This window comes from Neobacillus sp. NRS-1170 (assembly GCF_050468025.1).
The window spans coordinates 13,770-26,888 of record NZ_JBITPF010000050.1 but is presented as its reverse complement, the minus strand read 5'-3'; the positions used below and the strand labels follow the sequence as shown (position 1 = coordinate 26,888).

At 40.6% G+C, this 13,119-nt stretch carries 23 protein-coding genes; all 23 read left to right on the top strand.

Annotated features, from left to right (window positions below; genetic code table 11):
* The first annotated feature begins 15 nt into the window (after positions 1 to 15).
* The 23 genes from rpsQ to truA all read left to right on the top strand — a co-directional run bounded on the left by rpsQ (position 16) and on the right by truA (position 12,940).
* On the top strand, positions 16 to 279 hold the full coding sequence (gene rpsQ / locus ACIFOT_RS21685) for a 30S ribosomal protein S17 (RefSeq protein WP_019157093.1): 264 nt from the start codon (positions 16 to 18) through the stop codon (positions 277 to 279).
* 39 nt (positions 280 to 318) lie between these two features.
* The gene (rplN, locus tag ACIFOT_RS21680) at positions 319 to 687 is read left to right on the top strand and encodes a 50S ribosomal protein L14 (protein ID WP_034676100.1); all 369 of its coding nucleotides are present in this window, start codon (positions 319 to 321) and stop codon (positions 685 to 687) included.
* Between the two features lie 36 nt (positions 688 to 723).
* Positions 724 to 1,032: a 50S ribosomal protein L24 gene (gene rplX / locus ACIFOT_RS21675; RefSeq protein ID WP_223595853.1), complete on the top strand. Its 309-nt coding sequence runs from the start codon at positions 724 to 726 to the stop codon at positions 1,030 to 1,032.
* Between the two features lie 26 nt (positions 1,033 to 1,058).
* Positions 1,059 to 1,598, top strand: a complete 540-nt coding sequence (gene rplE / locus ACIFOT_RS21670) for a 50S ribosomal protein L5 (protein ID WP_430067686.1) — start codon at positions 1,059 to 1,061, stop codon at positions 1,596 to 1,598.
* A gap of 24 nt (positions 1,599 to 1,622) precedes the next feature.
* Positions 1,623 to 1,808, top strand: coding sequence for a type Z 30S ribosomal protein S14 (locus ACIFOT_RS21665; RefSeq protein ID WP_034676107.1), 186 nt, complete (start codon positions 1,623 to 1,625; stop codon positions 1,806 to 1,808).
* Positions 1,809 to 1,838: 30 nt separating this feature from the next.
* Positions 1,839 to 2,237, top strand: a complete 399-nt coding sequence (rpsH, locus tag ACIFOT_RS21660) for a 30S ribosomal protein S8 (protein ID WP_430067683.1) — start codon at positions 1,839 to 1,841, stop codon at positions 2,235 to 2,237.
* A gap of 31 nt (positions 2,238 to 2,268) precedes the next feature.
* On the top strand, positions 2,269 to 2,805 hold the full coding sequence (gene rplF, locus ACIFOT_RS21655; RefSeq protein WP_430067680.1) for a 50S ribosomal protein L6: 537 nt from the start codon (positions 2,269 to 2,271) through the stop codon (positions 2,803 to 2,805).
* A 32-nt stretch (positions 2,806 to 2,837) separates the two neighbouring features.
* On the top strand, positions 2,838 to 3,200 hold the full coding sequence (gene rplR / locus ACIFOT_RS21650; RefSeq protein ID WP_430067677.1) for a 50S ribosomal protein L18: 363 nt from the start codon (positions 2,838 to 2,840) through the stop codon (positions 3,198 to 3,200).
* A gap of 24 nt (positions 3,201 to 3,224) precedes the next feature.
* Complete coding sequence (rpsE, locus tag ACIFOT_RS21645) at positions 3,225 to 3,725, top strand: 30S ribosomal protein S5 (RefSeq protein ID WP_223595843.1); 501 nt, start codon at positions 3,225 to 3,227, stop codon at positions 3,723 to 3,725.
* 13 nt (positions 3,726 to 3,738) lie between these two features.
* Complete coding sequence (rpmD, locus tag ACIFOT_RS21640; RefSeq protein ID WP_223595841.1) at positions 3,739 to 3,918, top strand: 50S ribosomal protein L30; 180 nt, start codon at positions 3,739 to 3,741, stop codon at positions 3,916 to 3,918.
* Between the two features lie 33 nt (positions 3,919 to 3,951).
* Entirely contained in the window at positions 3,952 to 4,392 is a 441-nt protein-coding gene (gene rplO / locus ACIFOT_RS21635) for a 50S ribosomal protein L15 (protein WP_430067673.1), read from the top strand.
* Positions 4,392 to 5,687: a preprotein translocase subunit SecY gene (gene secY / locus ACIFOT_RS21630; RefSeq protein ID WP_430067670.1), complete on the top strand. Its 1,296-nt coding sequence runs from the start codon at positions 4,392 to 4,394 to the stop codon at positions 5,685 to 5,687. The genes rplO and secY overlap by 1 nt, the downstream gene beginning before the upstream one ends.
* Before the next feature lie 58 nt (positions 5,688 to 5,745).
* Positions 5,746 to 6,396 (top strand): adenylate kinase, encoded by a 651-nt coding sequence (locus ACIFOT_RS21625; RefSeq protein WP_430067668.1) that lies wholly within the window; start codon positions 5,746 to 5,748, stop codon positions 6,394 to 6,396.
* A 278-nt stretch (positions 6,397 to 6,674) separates the two neighbouring features.
* On the top strand, positions 6,675 to 6,893 hold the full coding sequence (infA, locus tag ACIFOT_RS21620) for a translation initiation factor IF-1 (protein WP_007085268.1): 219 nt from the start codon (positions 6,675 to 6,677) through the stop codon (positions 6,891 to 6,893).
* Positions 6,894 to 6,930: 37 nt separating this feature from the next.
* Positions 6,931 to 7,044 carry a 50S ribosomal protein L36 gene (gene rpmJ / locus ACIFOT_RS21615; protein WP_000868344.1) on the top strand — a complete coding sequence of 38 codons (114 nt, stop codon included), beginning with the start codon at positions 6,931 to 6,933 and terminating at the stop codon, positions 7,042 to 7,044.
* Between the two features lie 23 nt (positions 7,045 to 7,067).
* The gene (gene rpsM, locus ACIFOT_RS21610) at positions 7,068 to 7,433 is read left to right on the top strand and encodes a 30S ribosomal protein S13 (protein WP_166243776.1); all 366 of its coding nucleotides are present in this window, start codon (positions 7,068 to 7,070) and stop codon (positions 7,431 to 7,433) included.
* Positions 7,434 to 7,454: 21 nt separating this feature from the next.
* Positions 7,455 to 7,844 carry a 30S ribosomal protein S11 gene (gene rpsK / locus ACIFOT_RS21605; protein ID WP_026574109.1) on the top strand — a complete coding sequence of 130 codons (390 nt, stop codon included), beginning with the start codon at positions 7,455 to 7,457 and terminating at the stop codon, positions 7,842 to 7,844.
* Between the two features lie 174 nt (positions 7,845 to 8,018).
* Positions 8,019 to 8,963 (top strand): DNA-directed RNA polymerase subunit alpha, encoded by a 945-nt coding sequence (locus tag ACIFOT_RS21600; RefSeq protein ID WP_223595916.1) that lies wholly within the window; start codon positions 8,019 to 8,021, stop codon positions 8,961 to 8,963.
* A gap of 52 nt (positions 8,964 to 9,015) precedes the next feature.
* On the top strand, positions 9,016 to 9,378 hold the full coding sequence (gene rplQ, locus ACIFOT_RS21595; RefSeq protein ID WP_289989314.1) for a 50S ribosomal protein L17: 363 nt from the start codon (positions 9,016 to 9,018) through the stop codon (positions 9,376 to 9,378).
* Positions 9,379 to 9,708: 330 nt separating this feature from the next.
* Positions 9,709 to 10,548, top strand: coding sequence for an energy-coupling factor ABC transporter ATP-binding protein (locus tag ACIFOT_RS21590; protein ID WP_430067662.1), 840 nt, complete (start codon positions 9,709 to 9,711; stop codon positions 10,546 to 10,548).
* Positions 10,524 to 11,393, top strand: a complete 870-nt coding sequence (locus tag ACIFOT_RS21585) for an energy-coupling factor ABC transporter ATP-binding protein (protein WP_430067659.1) — start codon at positions 10,524 to 10,526, stop codon at positions 11,391 to 11,393. Before ACIFOT_RS21590 ends, ACIFOT_RS21585 begins: the two co-directional genes overlap by 25 nt.
* Complete coding sequence (locus tag ACIFOT_RS21580) at positions 11,390 to 12,187, top strand: energy-coupling factor transporter transmembrane component T family protein (RefSeq protein WP_430067656.1); 798 nt, start codon at positions 11,390 to 11,392, stop codon at positions 12,185 to 12,187. The genes ACIFOT_RS21585 and ACIFOT_RS21580 overlap by 4 nt, the downstream gene beginning before the upstream one ends.
* Before the next feature lie 12 nt (positions 12,188 to 12,199).
* A complete protein-coding gene (gene truA / locus ACIFOT_RS21575; protein ID WP_430067653.1) occupies positions 12,200 to 12,940 on the top strand; it encodes a tRNA pseudouridine(38-40) synthase TruA in 741 nt (246 codons plus the stop codon).
* Positions 12,941 to 13,119 lie beyond the last annotated feature (179 nt).

Here is a 13,119-nt window from a genome sequence, read left to right as displayed (position 1 = left end):
GAGGAGGTTCACTAAATGAGTGAACGTAACCAACGCAAAGTTTACACAGGACGCGTTGTTTCTGACAAGATGGACAAAACCGTTACAGTTCTTGTTGAAACTTACAAAAAGCATCCTTTATACGGTAAACGCGTTAAGTACTCTAAAAAGTATAAAGCTCATGATGAGCAAAACCAGGCAAAAATCGGTGATGTTGTTCGCATTATGGAAACTCGCCCACTTTCAGCTACTAAACGCTTCCGTTTAGTCGAAGTTGTAGAAAAAGCCGTTATTATTTAATTGTTCGGATAAGCTTCAATCCGAAGGGAGGTTACACACATGATTCAACAAGAATCACGTTTAAAAGTTGCTGACAACTCTGGTGCTCGTGAAGTACTTACGATTAAAGTTCTTGGTGGCTCTGGTCGTAAAACTGCTGGTATTGGTGATGTGATCGTTTGTACAGTAAAACAAGCAACACCTGGTGGCGTTGTTAAAAAAGGTGACGTTGTTAAGGCTGTTATCGTTCGTACAAAGAGTGGCGCTCGCCGTCCTGATGGTTCTTACATTCGTTTCGATGAAAACGCATGTGTAATCATTAAAGATGATAAGAGCCCACGTGGAACACGTATCTTCGGACCAGTTGCCCGCGAACTTCGCGATAACAACTTTATGAAAATCGTTTCTCTTGCTCCAGAAGTATTATAATTTTAAAATCAATTGCCTTTAAGGAGGTGCGACAAGATGCATGTAAAAAAAGGTGATAAAGTCAGAGTTATTTCTGGCAAGGATAAAGGCAAAACAGGTGTAATCCTAGCTGCTTATCCTAAAGACAGCCGTGTTCTAGTAGAAGGCGTAAACATCGTAAAAAAGCACTCAAAGCCTTCTCAAGTGAATCCACAAGGCGGAATTATCAGCTTTGAGGCTCCAATTCATGTATCAAACGTAATGCCTATCGATCCTAAATCAGGTAACCCAACTCGTGTAGGTTACAAAACGGTTGATGGCAAAAAAGTACGCGTAGCAAAATCCGGTGAAGTATTAGATAAATAGTTTAAATTAAGAAGGGAGGTACACACATGAACCGCCTAAAAGAAAAGTTTGTTAAAGAAATTACTCCTGCTCTAATGAGCAAGTTCAACTATAATTCAGTTATGCAAGTTCCTAAGATTGAAAAGATCGTTGTAAACATGGGTGTTGGTGATGCAGTTGCAAACGCAAAAGCTCTTGATAACGCTGTTGAAGAATTAGCAACGATCACTGGTCAAAAGCCACTTATCACTCGTGCGAAAAAATCTATCGCTGGCTTCCGTCTTCGTGAAGGTATGCCAATCGGTGCAAAGGTTACTCTTCGTGGTGAGCGCATGTATGAATTCATGGATAAATTAGTTTCTGTTTCTTTACCTCGTGTACGTGACTTCCGTGGTGTTTCTAAGAAAGCTTTCGATGGTCGCGGTAACTATACATTGGGTGTTAAAGAACAATTAATCTTCCCTGAAATTGATTACGATAAAGTAAGCAAAGTTCGTGGTATGGATATCGTTATCGTAACGACTGCTAACACTGATGAAGAATCTCGTGAACTTTTAACTCAATTTGGAATGCCATTCCAAAAGTAATCGCTAAATAAGGGAGGCGAAAACGTGGCTAAAAAGTCAATGATTGCGAAACAAAAACGCACGCCTAAATATGCTGTTCAAGAGTACACTCGCTGCGAACGTTGCGGCCGTCCGCACTCTGTATACCGTAAATTTAAGCTTTGCCGTATTTGTTTCCGTGAATTAGCATACAAAGGACAAATTCCTGGTGTTAAAAAAGCTAGCTGGTAAAACCCAGAGTTGTGGAAGGAGGTAAAAATAATGGTCATGACAGATCCAATTGCAGATTTGCTTACTCGCATTCGTAATGCGAACATGGTACGTCACGAAAAGTTAGAAGTGCCTGCTTCTAATATGAAAAAAGAAATCGCTGAAATTTTAAAGCGTGAAGGTTTCGTACGTGACGTTGAGTTTATCGACGACAACAAACAAGGTATCATCCGTATCTTCTTAAAGTACGGTACAAATAATGAGCGTGTTATTACTGGTCTTAAGCGTATAAGCAAGCCTGGTCTTCGTGTTTATGCAAAATCTAATGAGGTGCCACGTGTTCTTAACGGTCTTGGTATCGCACTAGTATCTACATCACAAGGTGTTATTACAGATAAAGAAGCTCGTGCAAAACAAATCGGTGGAGAAGTTTTAGCATACGTTTGGTAATCGAGTTTTTGAATGAATGGAGGTGCACTAAATGTCTCGCGTAGGAAAAAAACCTATCGAAATTCCAGCAGGAGTTACGGTTACTTTAAATAACAATACAGTTACAGTAAAAGGCCCTAAAGGCGAACTTACTCGTACTTTTAATCCTGAGATTGCGATCACTGTTGAAGAGAACATCGTTACAGTGGCTCGTCCATCTGATGTAAAAGAAATTCGCGCATTACATGGTACTACTCGTGCCGTGATAGCAAACATGGTTGAAGGTGTTTCTAAAGGCTTTGAAAGAGGCTTAGAATTAATCGGGGTTGGTTACCGTGCTCAAAAGCAAGGTACTAAGCTTGTATTAAACGTTGGTTACTCTCATCCAGTTGAAATCGAACCTGAAACAGGTCTTGAAATTGAAGTACCTTCTAATACAAAAGTTATTGTTAAAGGTACTGATAAAGAACGTGTTGGTGCATTAGCAGCCAATATTCGCGGAGTTCGTCCTCCAGAGCCATATAAAGGCAAAGGGATTCGTTACGAAGGCGAATTTGTTCGTCGCAAAGAAGGTAAAACAGGTAAGTAATGCCGCGTAGGTAAACGAAAGGAGTGACGTAAATGATTACGAAGCTTGATAAAAACGCTACTCGCAAGAAAAGACATGCCCGTGTTCGTGCGAAACTTAGCGGAACTTCAACTCGTCCACGTCTAAATGTGTTCCGTTCTAACAAACACATTTATGCTCAAATTATCGATGACATGAATGGAGTAACTTTAGCAAGTGCTTCTACAATAGAAAAAGACTTCGGTCTTGAATCTACAAGCAACCTTGAAGCTGCACAAAAAGTCGGAGAATTAGTTGCTAAACGTGCGGTTGAAAAAGGAGTCTCTGCAGTTGTATTTGACCGTGGAGGATACCTATACCATGGACGTATTCAAGCATTAGCTGATGCTGCCCGTGAAAACGGCCTACAATTTTAATAGACAAAGGAGGGACACTTAAAGATGCGTCGTATTGATCCAAACAAACTTGAACTAGAAGAACGCGTAGTTACGGTTAACCGTGTTGCGAAGGTTGTTAAAGGTGGACGTCGTTTCCGTTTCTCTGCACTTGTCGTAGTGGGAGACAAAAACGGTCATGTCGGCTTCGGTACTGGTAAAGCCCAAGAGGTACCTGATGCAATTCGTAAAGCTATCGAAGATGCAAAGAAAAACTTAGTGGAAGTACCAATGGTTGGAACTACTGTTCCTCACCAAGTAATTGGACGTTTTGGTGCTGGTGAAATTCTTCTGAAACCTGCTTCTGAAGGTACAGGAGTTATCGCTGGTGGTCCAGTTCGTGCGGTACTTGAATTAGCTGGGGTAGCAGATATCCTTTCTAAATCATTAGGCACAAACACTCCAATTAACATGGTACGTGCTACAGTTGATGGTTTAAAACAATTAAAACGTGCTGAAGACGTAGCGAAATTACGTGGTAAATCAGTAGAAGAACTGTTAGGATAAGGGGGGAAATCAAATGGCGAAACTTTTAATTACCCTCAACAAGAGCGTTATAGGTCGCCCTGAGGACCAACGTGCAACAGTTACAGCGCTAGGTTTACGTAAATTAAATCAAACAGTTGAGCATCAAGATAACGCTGCGATTCGCGGTATGATTAACAAAGTTGCTCACCTTGTAACAGTTAAAGAACAATAATCCATTGTTTTCTTTTCATAAGGAGGTGCCAATATGAAACTTCATGAATTAAAACCTGCCGAAGGTTCTCGTAAAGAGCGTAAACGTTTAGGACGTGGTATCGGTTCTGGCCAAGGAAAGACTGCAGGTAAAGGTCATAAAGGTCAAAACGCCCGTTCTGGCGGCGGTGTACGTGTTGGTTTTGAGGGTGGTCAAACACCTTTATTCCGTCGTTTACCAAAACGCGGTTTCACTAACATCAGCCGTAAAGAATACGCAGTTGTGAATCTTGATGCATTAAATCGCTTTGAAGAAGGTACAGAAGTTACTCCAGAACTTCTTATCGAAACAGGCGTTGTAAGTAACGAAAAAGCAGGAATCAAAATTCTTGCTAAAGGGAACGTAGAGAAAAAGCTGACTGTTAAAGCTCACAAATTCTCCTCTGCTGCTAAAGAAGCTATCGAAGCTGCTGGTGGAGCTACTGAGGTGATCTAATGTTCCAGACAATCTCCAATTTTATGCGCGTGGGTGAGATAAGAAAGAAAATTATTTTCACCCTTTTAATGTTAGTCGTTTTTCGACTAGGTACATTTATTCCTGTACCGAATGTAAATGCTGAAGTACTTGCTAATCAAGATAAGCTAAGTGTATTCGGTATTTTAAATACCTTTGGCGGTGGAGCATTGAAACAATTCTCCATCTTTGCAATGGGTATCATGCCTTATATTACTGCTTCGATTATCATACAGCTTTTACAGATGGATGTTGTTCCGAAATTTACGGAATGGTCCAAGCAAGGGGAAGCTGGGCGTCGTAAGATTGCTCAATTCACTCGCTATTTTACTGTTGTGCTTGGATTTATCCAAGCATTAGGTATGTCATATGGCTTTAATAACTTAGCCAGTGGCCAACTAATCGAAAACCCTGGAATCGGAACTTATCTATTGATTGCTACGGTTTTAACTGCTGGTACATCATTCTTGATGTGGTTAGGTGAGCAAATAACCTCGAAGGGTGTCGGAAATGGTATTTCGATCATTATCTTCGCCGGTATTGTTGCTGCCATTCCTAACACGGTTAATCAAATTTATGTTCAACAGTTCGAAAATGCAGGAGAAGCTTTGTTCCTACGTATTGTTACAGTTGCATTAATTGTTCTTGCTGTTATTGCCATTGTTGTTGGAGTTATTTTCATCCAGCAAGCAACACGTAAAATTCCTATTCAATATGCGAAACGCGTTGTAGAAGGACGTAATCCGGTGGGTGGCCAATCCACTCATATGCCGTTAAAGGTTAATGCAGCCGGAGTTATCCCTGTTATCTTTGCCGTTTCATTCATTGTAACGCCAAGAACAGTTGCATCATTCTTTCCAACGAATGATGTCACATTATGGATTACAAAAGTATTTGACTATTCTCATCCAATTGGGATGACACTTTATGCAGCATTAATTATCGCGTTTACTTATTTCTATGCCTTTATCCAAGTTAACCCTGAACAAGCAGCGGAAAACTTACAAAAGCAAAGCGGCTATATTCCGGGAATTCGTCCTGGTAAGAGTACGCAAGAATACTTAACACGCGTCTTATATCGTTTAACTTTTGTTGGTGCGATCTTCTTAGCTCTTATTGCGGTTCTTCCTGTTTTATTTATTAAATTAGCGAACTTGCCGCAATCAGCGCAAATTGGCGGAACAAGCTTGCTCATCGTTGTCGGTGTTGCACTTGAAACGATGAAACAACTTGAAGCTCAACTTGTTAAACGTCACTATAAAGGTTTTATTAAGTAAAAGGTTTTGGGGACCTATGGGCCCCTGAAACCCAAAATAGCACGAGGGGGGAACACGTGTGAATTTAGTATTAATGGGGCTTCCGGGTGCCGGAAAGGGTACTCAGGCTGAAAGAATCGTAGAGCAATACGGCATCCCTCATATCTCAACTGGAGATATGTTCCGTGCAGCTATGAAAGAAGGAACTGAACTAGGATTACAAGCAAAATCCTTCATGGACAAAGGAGAACTTGTTCCTGATGAAGTAACAATCGGCATTGTTCGTGAACGATTAAGCAAAGATGACTGTCAAAAAGGCTTTTTGCTGGATGGCTTTCCTAGAACAGTACCTCAAGCAGAAGCGTTGGAAAACTTACTAGTTGATTTAAATAAAAAAATTGACTATGTAATTAATATTAACGTTGATAAGAGTATTTTAATGGAGCGTTTGACTGGACGCCGGATTTGTAAAGACTGCGGCGCTACGTATCATCTAGTTTTTAATCCTCCTGCCAACGAAGGCAAATGCGACAAGTGTGGCGGCGAGCTTTATCAAAGAGCTGATGATAATGCGGAAACAGTTCAAAACCGTTTAGACGTCAATATCAAACAGCAAGAGCCATTATTAACTTTTTATGAAACAAAAGGCTATCTCCGCACGATTGATGGTCAACAGGATATCCGTAAAGTTTTTGCTGACATCGAGCAATTACTTGAGGATGTACGTTAATGATCATTGGCAACACAAAACGGGCGACTCTCGAACATCTCTTCAAAAGAAAACAAAAGTATGTGGGAGAAAATGGCTTTTCTATTGTACTTAGTATGTAGGACCGAGAGTTGGGCAAGACTTACATGAGGACTGTGAAATTCCTAAAAATGTAGAATTTACTTGCGGACAGATGCTGTACAATATGTTAAAATTTTAAGGTTGCTATGTTGTACCTATATGAAAATTGATTTTACATTTTCGAATACTATTTTTGAATAGAGAAGGGAGACGAGTTGATGGCCAAGGATGATGTAATTGAAATTGAGGGCAAAGTCATTGAAACTTTGCCAAATGCGATGTTTAAGGTAGAATTAGAAAATGGTCATACTGTGCTAGCTCATGTTTCTGGTAAGATTCGCATGCACTTCATCAGGATTCTTCCTGGAGACAAGGTTACTGTTGAGCTTTCTCCATATGACTTGACACGCGGAAGAATTACTTACCGCTTCAAATAATTCGCTTGCACTCCGTACTACTAAGGAGGTTAGGATAATGAAAGTAAGACCATCTGTAAAACCGATCTGCGAAAAGTGCAAAGTTATCCGTAGACGCGGAAAAGTTATGGTTATCTGTGAAAACCCTAAACATAAACAAAAACAAGGTTAATCATTGAAGGAGGTGCGCTCATTATGGCACGTATTGCTGGTGTAGATATTCCACGTGAAAAGCGTGTAGTTATCTCTTTAACTTACATTTATGGTATTGGTAAAAATACTGCACAAAAGGTATTGGCAGAAGCTGGTGTTTCTGAAAATACACGTGTACGTGATTTAACAGAAGACGAATTAAACAAAATCCGTGACATCATCGACAAATTAAAAGTTGAAGGTGATCTTCGCCGTGAAATTTCTCTTAACATTAAGCGTTTAATGGAAATCGGCTGCTACCGCGGATTACGTCATCGTCGTGGTTTACCGGTTCGTGGACAAAATACGAAAAACAACGCTCGTACACGCAAAGGTCCTCGTAAGACTGTTGCGAACAAGAAGAAGTAATCGGCAAAGGAGGTTATTTAAATGGCACGTAAAACTAATACACGTAAGCGTCGTGTTAAAAAGAATATTGAATCAGGTATTGCTCATATCCGTTCAACTTTCAACAACACGATCGTAACAATCACTGATGTTCATGGTAATGCAATTTCTTGGTCAAGTGCTGGTGCGCTTGGATTTAAAGGTTCTCGTAAATCTACTCCATTCGCAGCACAAATGGCAGCTGAAACTGCAGCTAAAACTTCCATTGAACATGGTATGAAAACTTTAGAAGTTACTGTTAAAGGACCTGGTGCAGGCCGTGAAGCTGCAATCCGTGCTCTTCAAGCTGCTGGTCTTGAAGTAACTGCTATTAAAGATGTTACACCAGTTCCTCATAATGGATGCCGTCCACCAAAACGTCGTCGCGTTTAATTTTTCTGTATAGATTTTGTATCATATGTCTATAATGGGATATGATATTAAATTTTGGCAACATACAGAAGATTTATTCCAGTTGTTGTGCACAAAACGGGAACGTAAACATGGGGGAATTTCGGTTAGCTTAATACCTAATCGAGTTTCGACGTTTTGAAGGAGGGTTAATGGATGATCGAAATAGAAAAACCAAAAATCGAAACGGTTGAGATCAACGATGATGCCAAGTATGGCAAGTTCGTCGTAGAACCACTTGAGCGCGGATATGGTACCACTTTGGGTAACTCCTTACGTCGTATCCTATTATCTTCACTCCCAGGTGCCGCTGTTACATCGATTCAAATCGATGGGGTACTTCATGAGTTCTCAACAATTGAAGGCGTCGTAGAGGATGTAACATCCATCATCTTAAACATTAAAAAGCTAGCTTTAAAAATCTACTCTGATGAAGAAAAATCACTTGAAATTGATGTTCAAGGTGAAGGTCCTGTAAAAGCAAGCAACATTACCCATGACAGTGATGTTGAGATCTTAAATCCAGATCTTCATATTGCGACATTAGCATCAAATGGTCATCTTCGCATGCGTTTAACAGCGAAACGTGGTCGTGGTTATACACCGGCTGATCAGAACAAGAGAGAAGATCAACCAATTGGTGTAATTCCAATTGACTCGATTTATACGCCAGTTGCTCGTGTGGCATTCCAGGTAGAAAATACACGTGTTGGCCAAATGTCAAATTATGATAAGCTTACGCTTGATGTTTGGACAGATGGAAGCACTGGGCCAAAAGAAGCGATTGCACTAGGTTCGAAAATTTTGACCGAGCATTTGAACATCTTTGTCGGTTTAACAGATGAAGCACAAAATGCTGAAATCATGATTGAAAAAGAAGAAGACCAAAAAGAAAAGGTTCTAGAAATGACAATTGAAGAACTAGATCTTTCTGTTCGTTCTTATAACTGCTTGAAGCGTGCTGGAATCAACACTGTTCAGGAATTAGCCAATAAGACTGAAGAAGATATGATGAAAGTTCGTAACTTAGGCCGTAAATCACTTGAAGAAGTGAAGGCAAAACTAGAAGAGCTTGGATTAGGCTTACGCAAAGACGACTAGTCAGGCGTTACGATAATCCGTTTTATGACTTCAACAAAGGAGGGAACCCTTCATGGCATACAGAAAGTTAGGACGCACAAGTGCACAGCGTAAAGCTATGCTACGTGATTTAACTACAGATTTAATTATCAACGAGCGCATCGAAACAACTGAAACACGCGCGAAAGAACTTCGTGTGACTGTTGAAAAAATGATCACTTTAGGTAAGCGCGGCGATTTACATGCTCGTCGTCAAGCTTCTTCTTACGTTCGTAACGAAGTTGCTAACGCTGAAAACGGTCAAGATGCTGTACAAAAACTTTTCGCTGATATCGCTCCACGTTACCAAGAGCGTCAAGGTGGATACACTCGTATTATGAAACTTGGACCTCGCCGCGGTGACGGTGCGCCAATGGTTATTATCGAATTAGTTTAATACCTTTTAACAGACAACAAGGGCGCTGGACAGTTTACAAACAAACTTGTTCTTTGCCCTTTTTCTGTAAAATGCAATTCAATATTTTATAGTTTTACCAAGCCAAACGAGTGTTATGATGAGCGTAACTCCACTAAAATGGAGCGATGATTTTTACCCGGAAGGATGCCTTTATTCCTTTTTGCGACTCGTCTAGCTCATGCACCTCCTCCCATTTCTATTATAGAAATCACTTTATTGCAGTCACTGAAGCGCAGTGCTGCCAAGGGACGAGGTGCAGGCTTTTTTTGTATTTTAGCGGAGAATAGTTTAGCCAGGGGAGTATATGACATGAAAAAATCAATTGTTTCTCTTAAGGGTGTATCCTTTCAATACGATTCGCAGGAACGCTATGCTTTAAAAGATGTCTCCTTTGATATTTATGAAGGGGAATGGCTGGCCATTGTCGGGCATAATGGTTCGGGCAAATCTACCATGGCAAAGCTTTTAAATGGCCTGCAATTTCCTAAAGAAGGGGAAATTACGGTTGGTGATTTAAATCTTGACGAAGAGTCGATTTGGGATATCCGTAAACAAATTGGAATGGTATTTCAAAATCCTGATAATCAATTTGTTGGAACAACAGTTCAGGATGATGTGGCTTTTGGTTTAGAAAATAACGGCATACCAAGAGAAGAAATGGTCCAGCGTGTTGAGGATTCTTTGAAAAAAGTCAAAATGGATCAGTTTCTATATCAAGAGCCCCATCATCTTTCAGGCGGCCAAAAGCAAAGGGTTGCCATAGCTGGTGTTCTTGCCCTAAGACCGTCAATCATTATTTTAGATGAAGCTACTTCTATGCTTGACCCTAAAGGAAGGGAAGAAGTGCTGGAGACCGTAAGAGCTTTAAAAGATGAAAAATTACTAACTGTAATTTCTATTACGCATGATCTGGAGGAGGCAGCCAAAGCGGACCGGATCATCGTAATGAATAAAGGAGAAGTTTTTCGTGAAGGAACTCCTGAAGAGATATTCTCTATGGATGAACAATTGATCCAATTAGGTCTTGATATTCCCTTCTCAGTTAAAATGAGTAAAGCTTTCCGTCAAAAAGGAATTGACCTATCCAGGCACTATTTATCGGAAGAAGAGTTGGTGACAGAGCTATGGACATCTCGCTCTCACATGTAGAGTATCGTTATCAAGTAAATACCCCTTTTGAAAGATTGGCTATTCAAGACGTTTCGATTGATATTCCTTCCGGCACCTATTTGGCCTTGATTGGTCATACGGGATCCGGAAAGTCTACTGTGTTACAGCACTTGAATGCTCTTCTGCAGCCAACAGACGGAATGGTGAAAATTGGGGCCCATGAAATAAAGGCAAAGCAAAAGAATAAAAGCCTTAAACCAGTAAGGCAAAAAGTTGGGATTGTCTTTCAGTTTCCAGAGCATCAATTGTTTGAGGAAACAGTTGAAAAAGATATTATTTTTGGACCGCTTAATTTTGGAGTTTCCTTAGAAGAGGCAAAAAGACGTGCCCGTGTTGCACTAAAGCAAGTTGGACTTAGTGAAGAAATTTTAGAAAAGTCACCGTTTGACCTGTCAGGCGGTCAAATGCGCCGCGTAGCCATTGCAGGTGTGCTGGCGATGGAACCAGATTGTCTTGTTTTGGACGAGCCTACCGCAGGTTTAGACCCACGTGGCCGAAAAGAAATTATGGATATGTTCTACCAACTTCATCATGAAAGAGGTCTTTCCACGATCCTTGTAACACATAGTATGGAGGATGCGGCAAGATATGCGGACCAAATTGTGATTATGCAGCAAGGCAAGGTCGCCAAAAAAGGGACACCAGAGGAGATTTTCTCTAACCCTGTGGAATTAGTGCAAATGGGATTGGATGTTCCAGAAGTAGTTCGTTTCCAGCTTAAACTTGAGGAAAAAATGGGCGTGAAATTAGATAAAATTTTTCTTTCCATTGACGAGTTATCTTCTGCAGTTTCAATTCTTTTAAGCCGAGGTGTCCGCTCATGATGGAAAAAATGATATTCGGCCGCTATGTTCCGGCAGATTCGATCCTTCACAAGATGGATCCGCGTTCAAAATTGATTCTTATTTTTTTATTTGTTTGCATCATTTTTCTCGCTAATAATGTTGTAACTTATGCACTTATTGGAATTTATACTTTTTTAATGCTTGGTTTATCGAGGATACCGATCCGCTTTTTATATGGCGGCTTAAAACCTGTGCTGTGGCTTGTTTTATTTACGTTAGTCCTGCAGTTGTTGTTTACAAAACAAGGCGCACTCATTTTTGAATTAGGTCCAGTAAAAATTTATGAGGAAGGCTTACGGCAGGGGATTTTTATTTCCTTACGTTTCTTCTTCTTAATCTTAATGACGTCATTATTGACATTAACGACAACCCCTATTGAGATTACCGATGGACTTGAGACATTGCTGCATCCATTAAAAAAGGTGCGTTTCCCTGTCCATGAAATGGCTTTGATGATGTCGATTTCATTACGGTTTATTCCGACGCTTATGCAAGAAACAGATAAGATTATGAAGGCTCAAATCGCTCGCGGAGTCGAATTTGCCAGCGGTCCTTTTAAAGAACGCATCAAGGCAGTCATTCCGCTGCTCATCCCTTTGTTTGTCAGTTCGTTTAAACGTGCGGAGGAGCTTGCGATTGCGATGGAGGCCAGAGGCTATCGCGGCGGAGAAGGACGGACGAAATACCGTCAATTAAGCTGGCATATGGTAGATTCCATGCAGCTTGTGATTTTGGTCGTTTTATCAGTCTTCTTATTTTTATTACGTTCATAATGGGGCGAATTCATGCAAAGATATAAATGTATCATTTCCTATGACGGTTCGGGTTTTTCCGGTTATCAAGTTCAACCGAATAAGCGGACAGTACAATTAGAGCTCGAAACTGTTTTGGCAAAAATTCATAAGGGTGTGCCTGTAAAGGTATCAGGATCAGGCAGGACGGATGCTGGTGTTCATGCGAAGGGGCAGGTCATTCATTTTGATTCAGCCCTGCAGATTCCGGAACGTAAATGGGAAATGGCATTAAACTCCATGCTGCCGTCAGATATTTCGGTGCTATCTGTAGTGAAAGTGGACGAGTCCTTCCATGCCCGTTTTGATGCCGCAGGAAAGGAATACCGTTATCAGTTATATCTTTCTTCTAAACGTGACCCGTTCCAGCGGAATTTTGCATATCTGTATCCATATGCTTTAGACGTCGATGCCATGAAACAAGCTAGTAAATACCTCCTTGGGTCCCATGACTTTACGAGTTTTTGCGCTGCGAAAACGGAAGTAGTAGATAAAGTCCGGACGATTGAAACCATTGATTTTGTCGCGGATCGCGACTTGCTTGTGATTCGTTTTGTTGGGAACGGGTTTTTGTATAATATGGTTAGGATATTAGTAGGGACATTATTAGAGGTAGGAGCTGGTGAGCGGAAGCCTAGGGATGTGGCTGATATTCTGGCTGGTAAAGACCGTCGTTTAGCGGGGAAAACCGCTCCGGCACATGGATTATATCTTTGGGAAGTTTTTTATAGTTAGGCGCTGTTAGATATGAAGCATCCTAATGCCCATGAAGGGTGAAAAAAGCCTGTGATGGTCATTAAGACAGCTTCAATATGGCTTGTAACTCATTACTATAAGCATGCTTTTATTATTATAAATAATAATTTTTTAAAACAACCTAACCTGGTGTAACATTCCCTTGACATTTTGACCCA

Excerpts from the sequence above, each read along its gene's own strand:
- ACIFOT_RS21590 (WP_430067662.1), top strand. The coding sequence starts at position 9,709 with ATGAAAAAATCAATTGTTTCTCTTAAGGGTGTATCCTTTCAATACGAT.
- ACIFOT_RS21600 (WP_223595916.1), top strand. The coding sequence starts at position 8,019 with ATGATCGAAATAGAAAAACCAAAAATCGAAACGGTTGAGATCAACGAT.
- rpsK (WP_026574109.1), top strand. The coding sequence starts at position 7,455 with ATGGCACGTAAAACTAATACACGTAAGCGTCGTGTTAAAAAGAATATT.
- truA (WP_430067653.1), top strand. The coding sequence starts at position 12,200 with ATGCAAAGATATAAATGTATCATTTCCTATGACGGTTCGGGTTTTTCC.
- rpsM (WP_166243776.1), top strand. The coding sequence starts at position 7,068 with ATGGCACGTATTGCTGGTGTAGATATTCCACGTGAAAAGCGTGTAGTT.
- rplR (WP_430067677.1), top strand. The coding sequence starts at position 2,838 with ATGATTACGAAGCTTGATAAAAACGCTACTCGCAAGAAAAGACATGCC.
- secY (WP_430067670.1), top strand. The coding sequence starts at position 4,392 with ATGTTCCAGACAATCTCCAATTTTATGCGCGTGGGTGAGATAAGAAAG.
- rplQ (WP_289989314.1), top strand. The coding sequence starts at position 9,016 with ATGGCATACAGAAAGTTAGGACGCACAAGTGCACAGCGTAAAGCTATG.
- ACIFOT_RS21585 (WP_430067659.1), top strand. The coding sequence starts at position 10,524 with ATGGACATCTCGCTCTCACATGTAGAGTATCGTTATCAAGTAAATACC.
- rplN (WP_034676100.1), top strand. The coding sequence starts at position 319 with ATGATTCAACAAGAATCACGTTTAAAAGTTGCTGACAACTCTGGTGCT.
- rplF (WP_430067680.1), top strand. The coding sequence starts at position 2,269 with ATGTCTCGCGTAGGAAAAAAACCTATCGAAATTCCAGCAGGAGTTACG.
- rplE (WP_430067686.1), top strand. The coding sequence starts at position 1,059 with ATGAACCGCCTAAAAGAAAAGTTTGTTAAAGAAATTACTCCTGCTCTA.
- rplO (WP_430067673.1), top strand. The coding sequence starts at position 3,952 with ATGAAACTTCATGAATTAAAACCTGCCGAAGGTTCTCGTAAAGAGCGT.
- rpmJ (WP_000868344.1), top strand. The coding sequence starts at position 6,931 with ATGAAAGTAAGACCATCTGTAAAACCGATCTGCGAAAAGTGCAAAGTT.
- rpsQ (WP_019157093.1), top strand. The coding sequence starts at position 16 with ATGAGTGAACGTAACCAACGCAAAGTTTACACAGGACGCGTTGTTTCT.
- infA (WP_007085268.1), top strand. The coding sequence starts at position 6,675 with ATGGCCAAGGATGATGTAATTGAAATTGAGGGCAAAGTCATTGAAACT.
- rpmD (WP_223595841.1), top strand. The coding sequence starts at position 3,739 with ATGGCGAAACTTTTAATTACCCTCAACAAGAGCGTTATAGGTCGCCCT.
- rpsE (WP_223595843.1), top strand. The coding sequence starts at position 3,225 with ATGCGTCGTATTGATCCAAACAAACTTGAACTAGAAGAACGCGTAGTT.
- ACIFOT_RS21580 (WP_430067656.1), top strand. The coding sequence starts at position 11,390 with ATGATGGAAAAAATGATATTCGGCCGCTATGTTCCGGCAGATTCGATC.
- rpsH (WP_430067683.1), top strand. The coding sequence starts at position 1,839 with ATGGTCATGACAGATCCAATTGCAGATTTGCTTACTCGCATTCGTAAT.
- rplX (WP_223595853.1), top strand. The coding sequence starts at position 724 with ATGCATGTAAAAAAAGGTGATAAAGTCAGAGTTATTTCTGGCAAGGAT.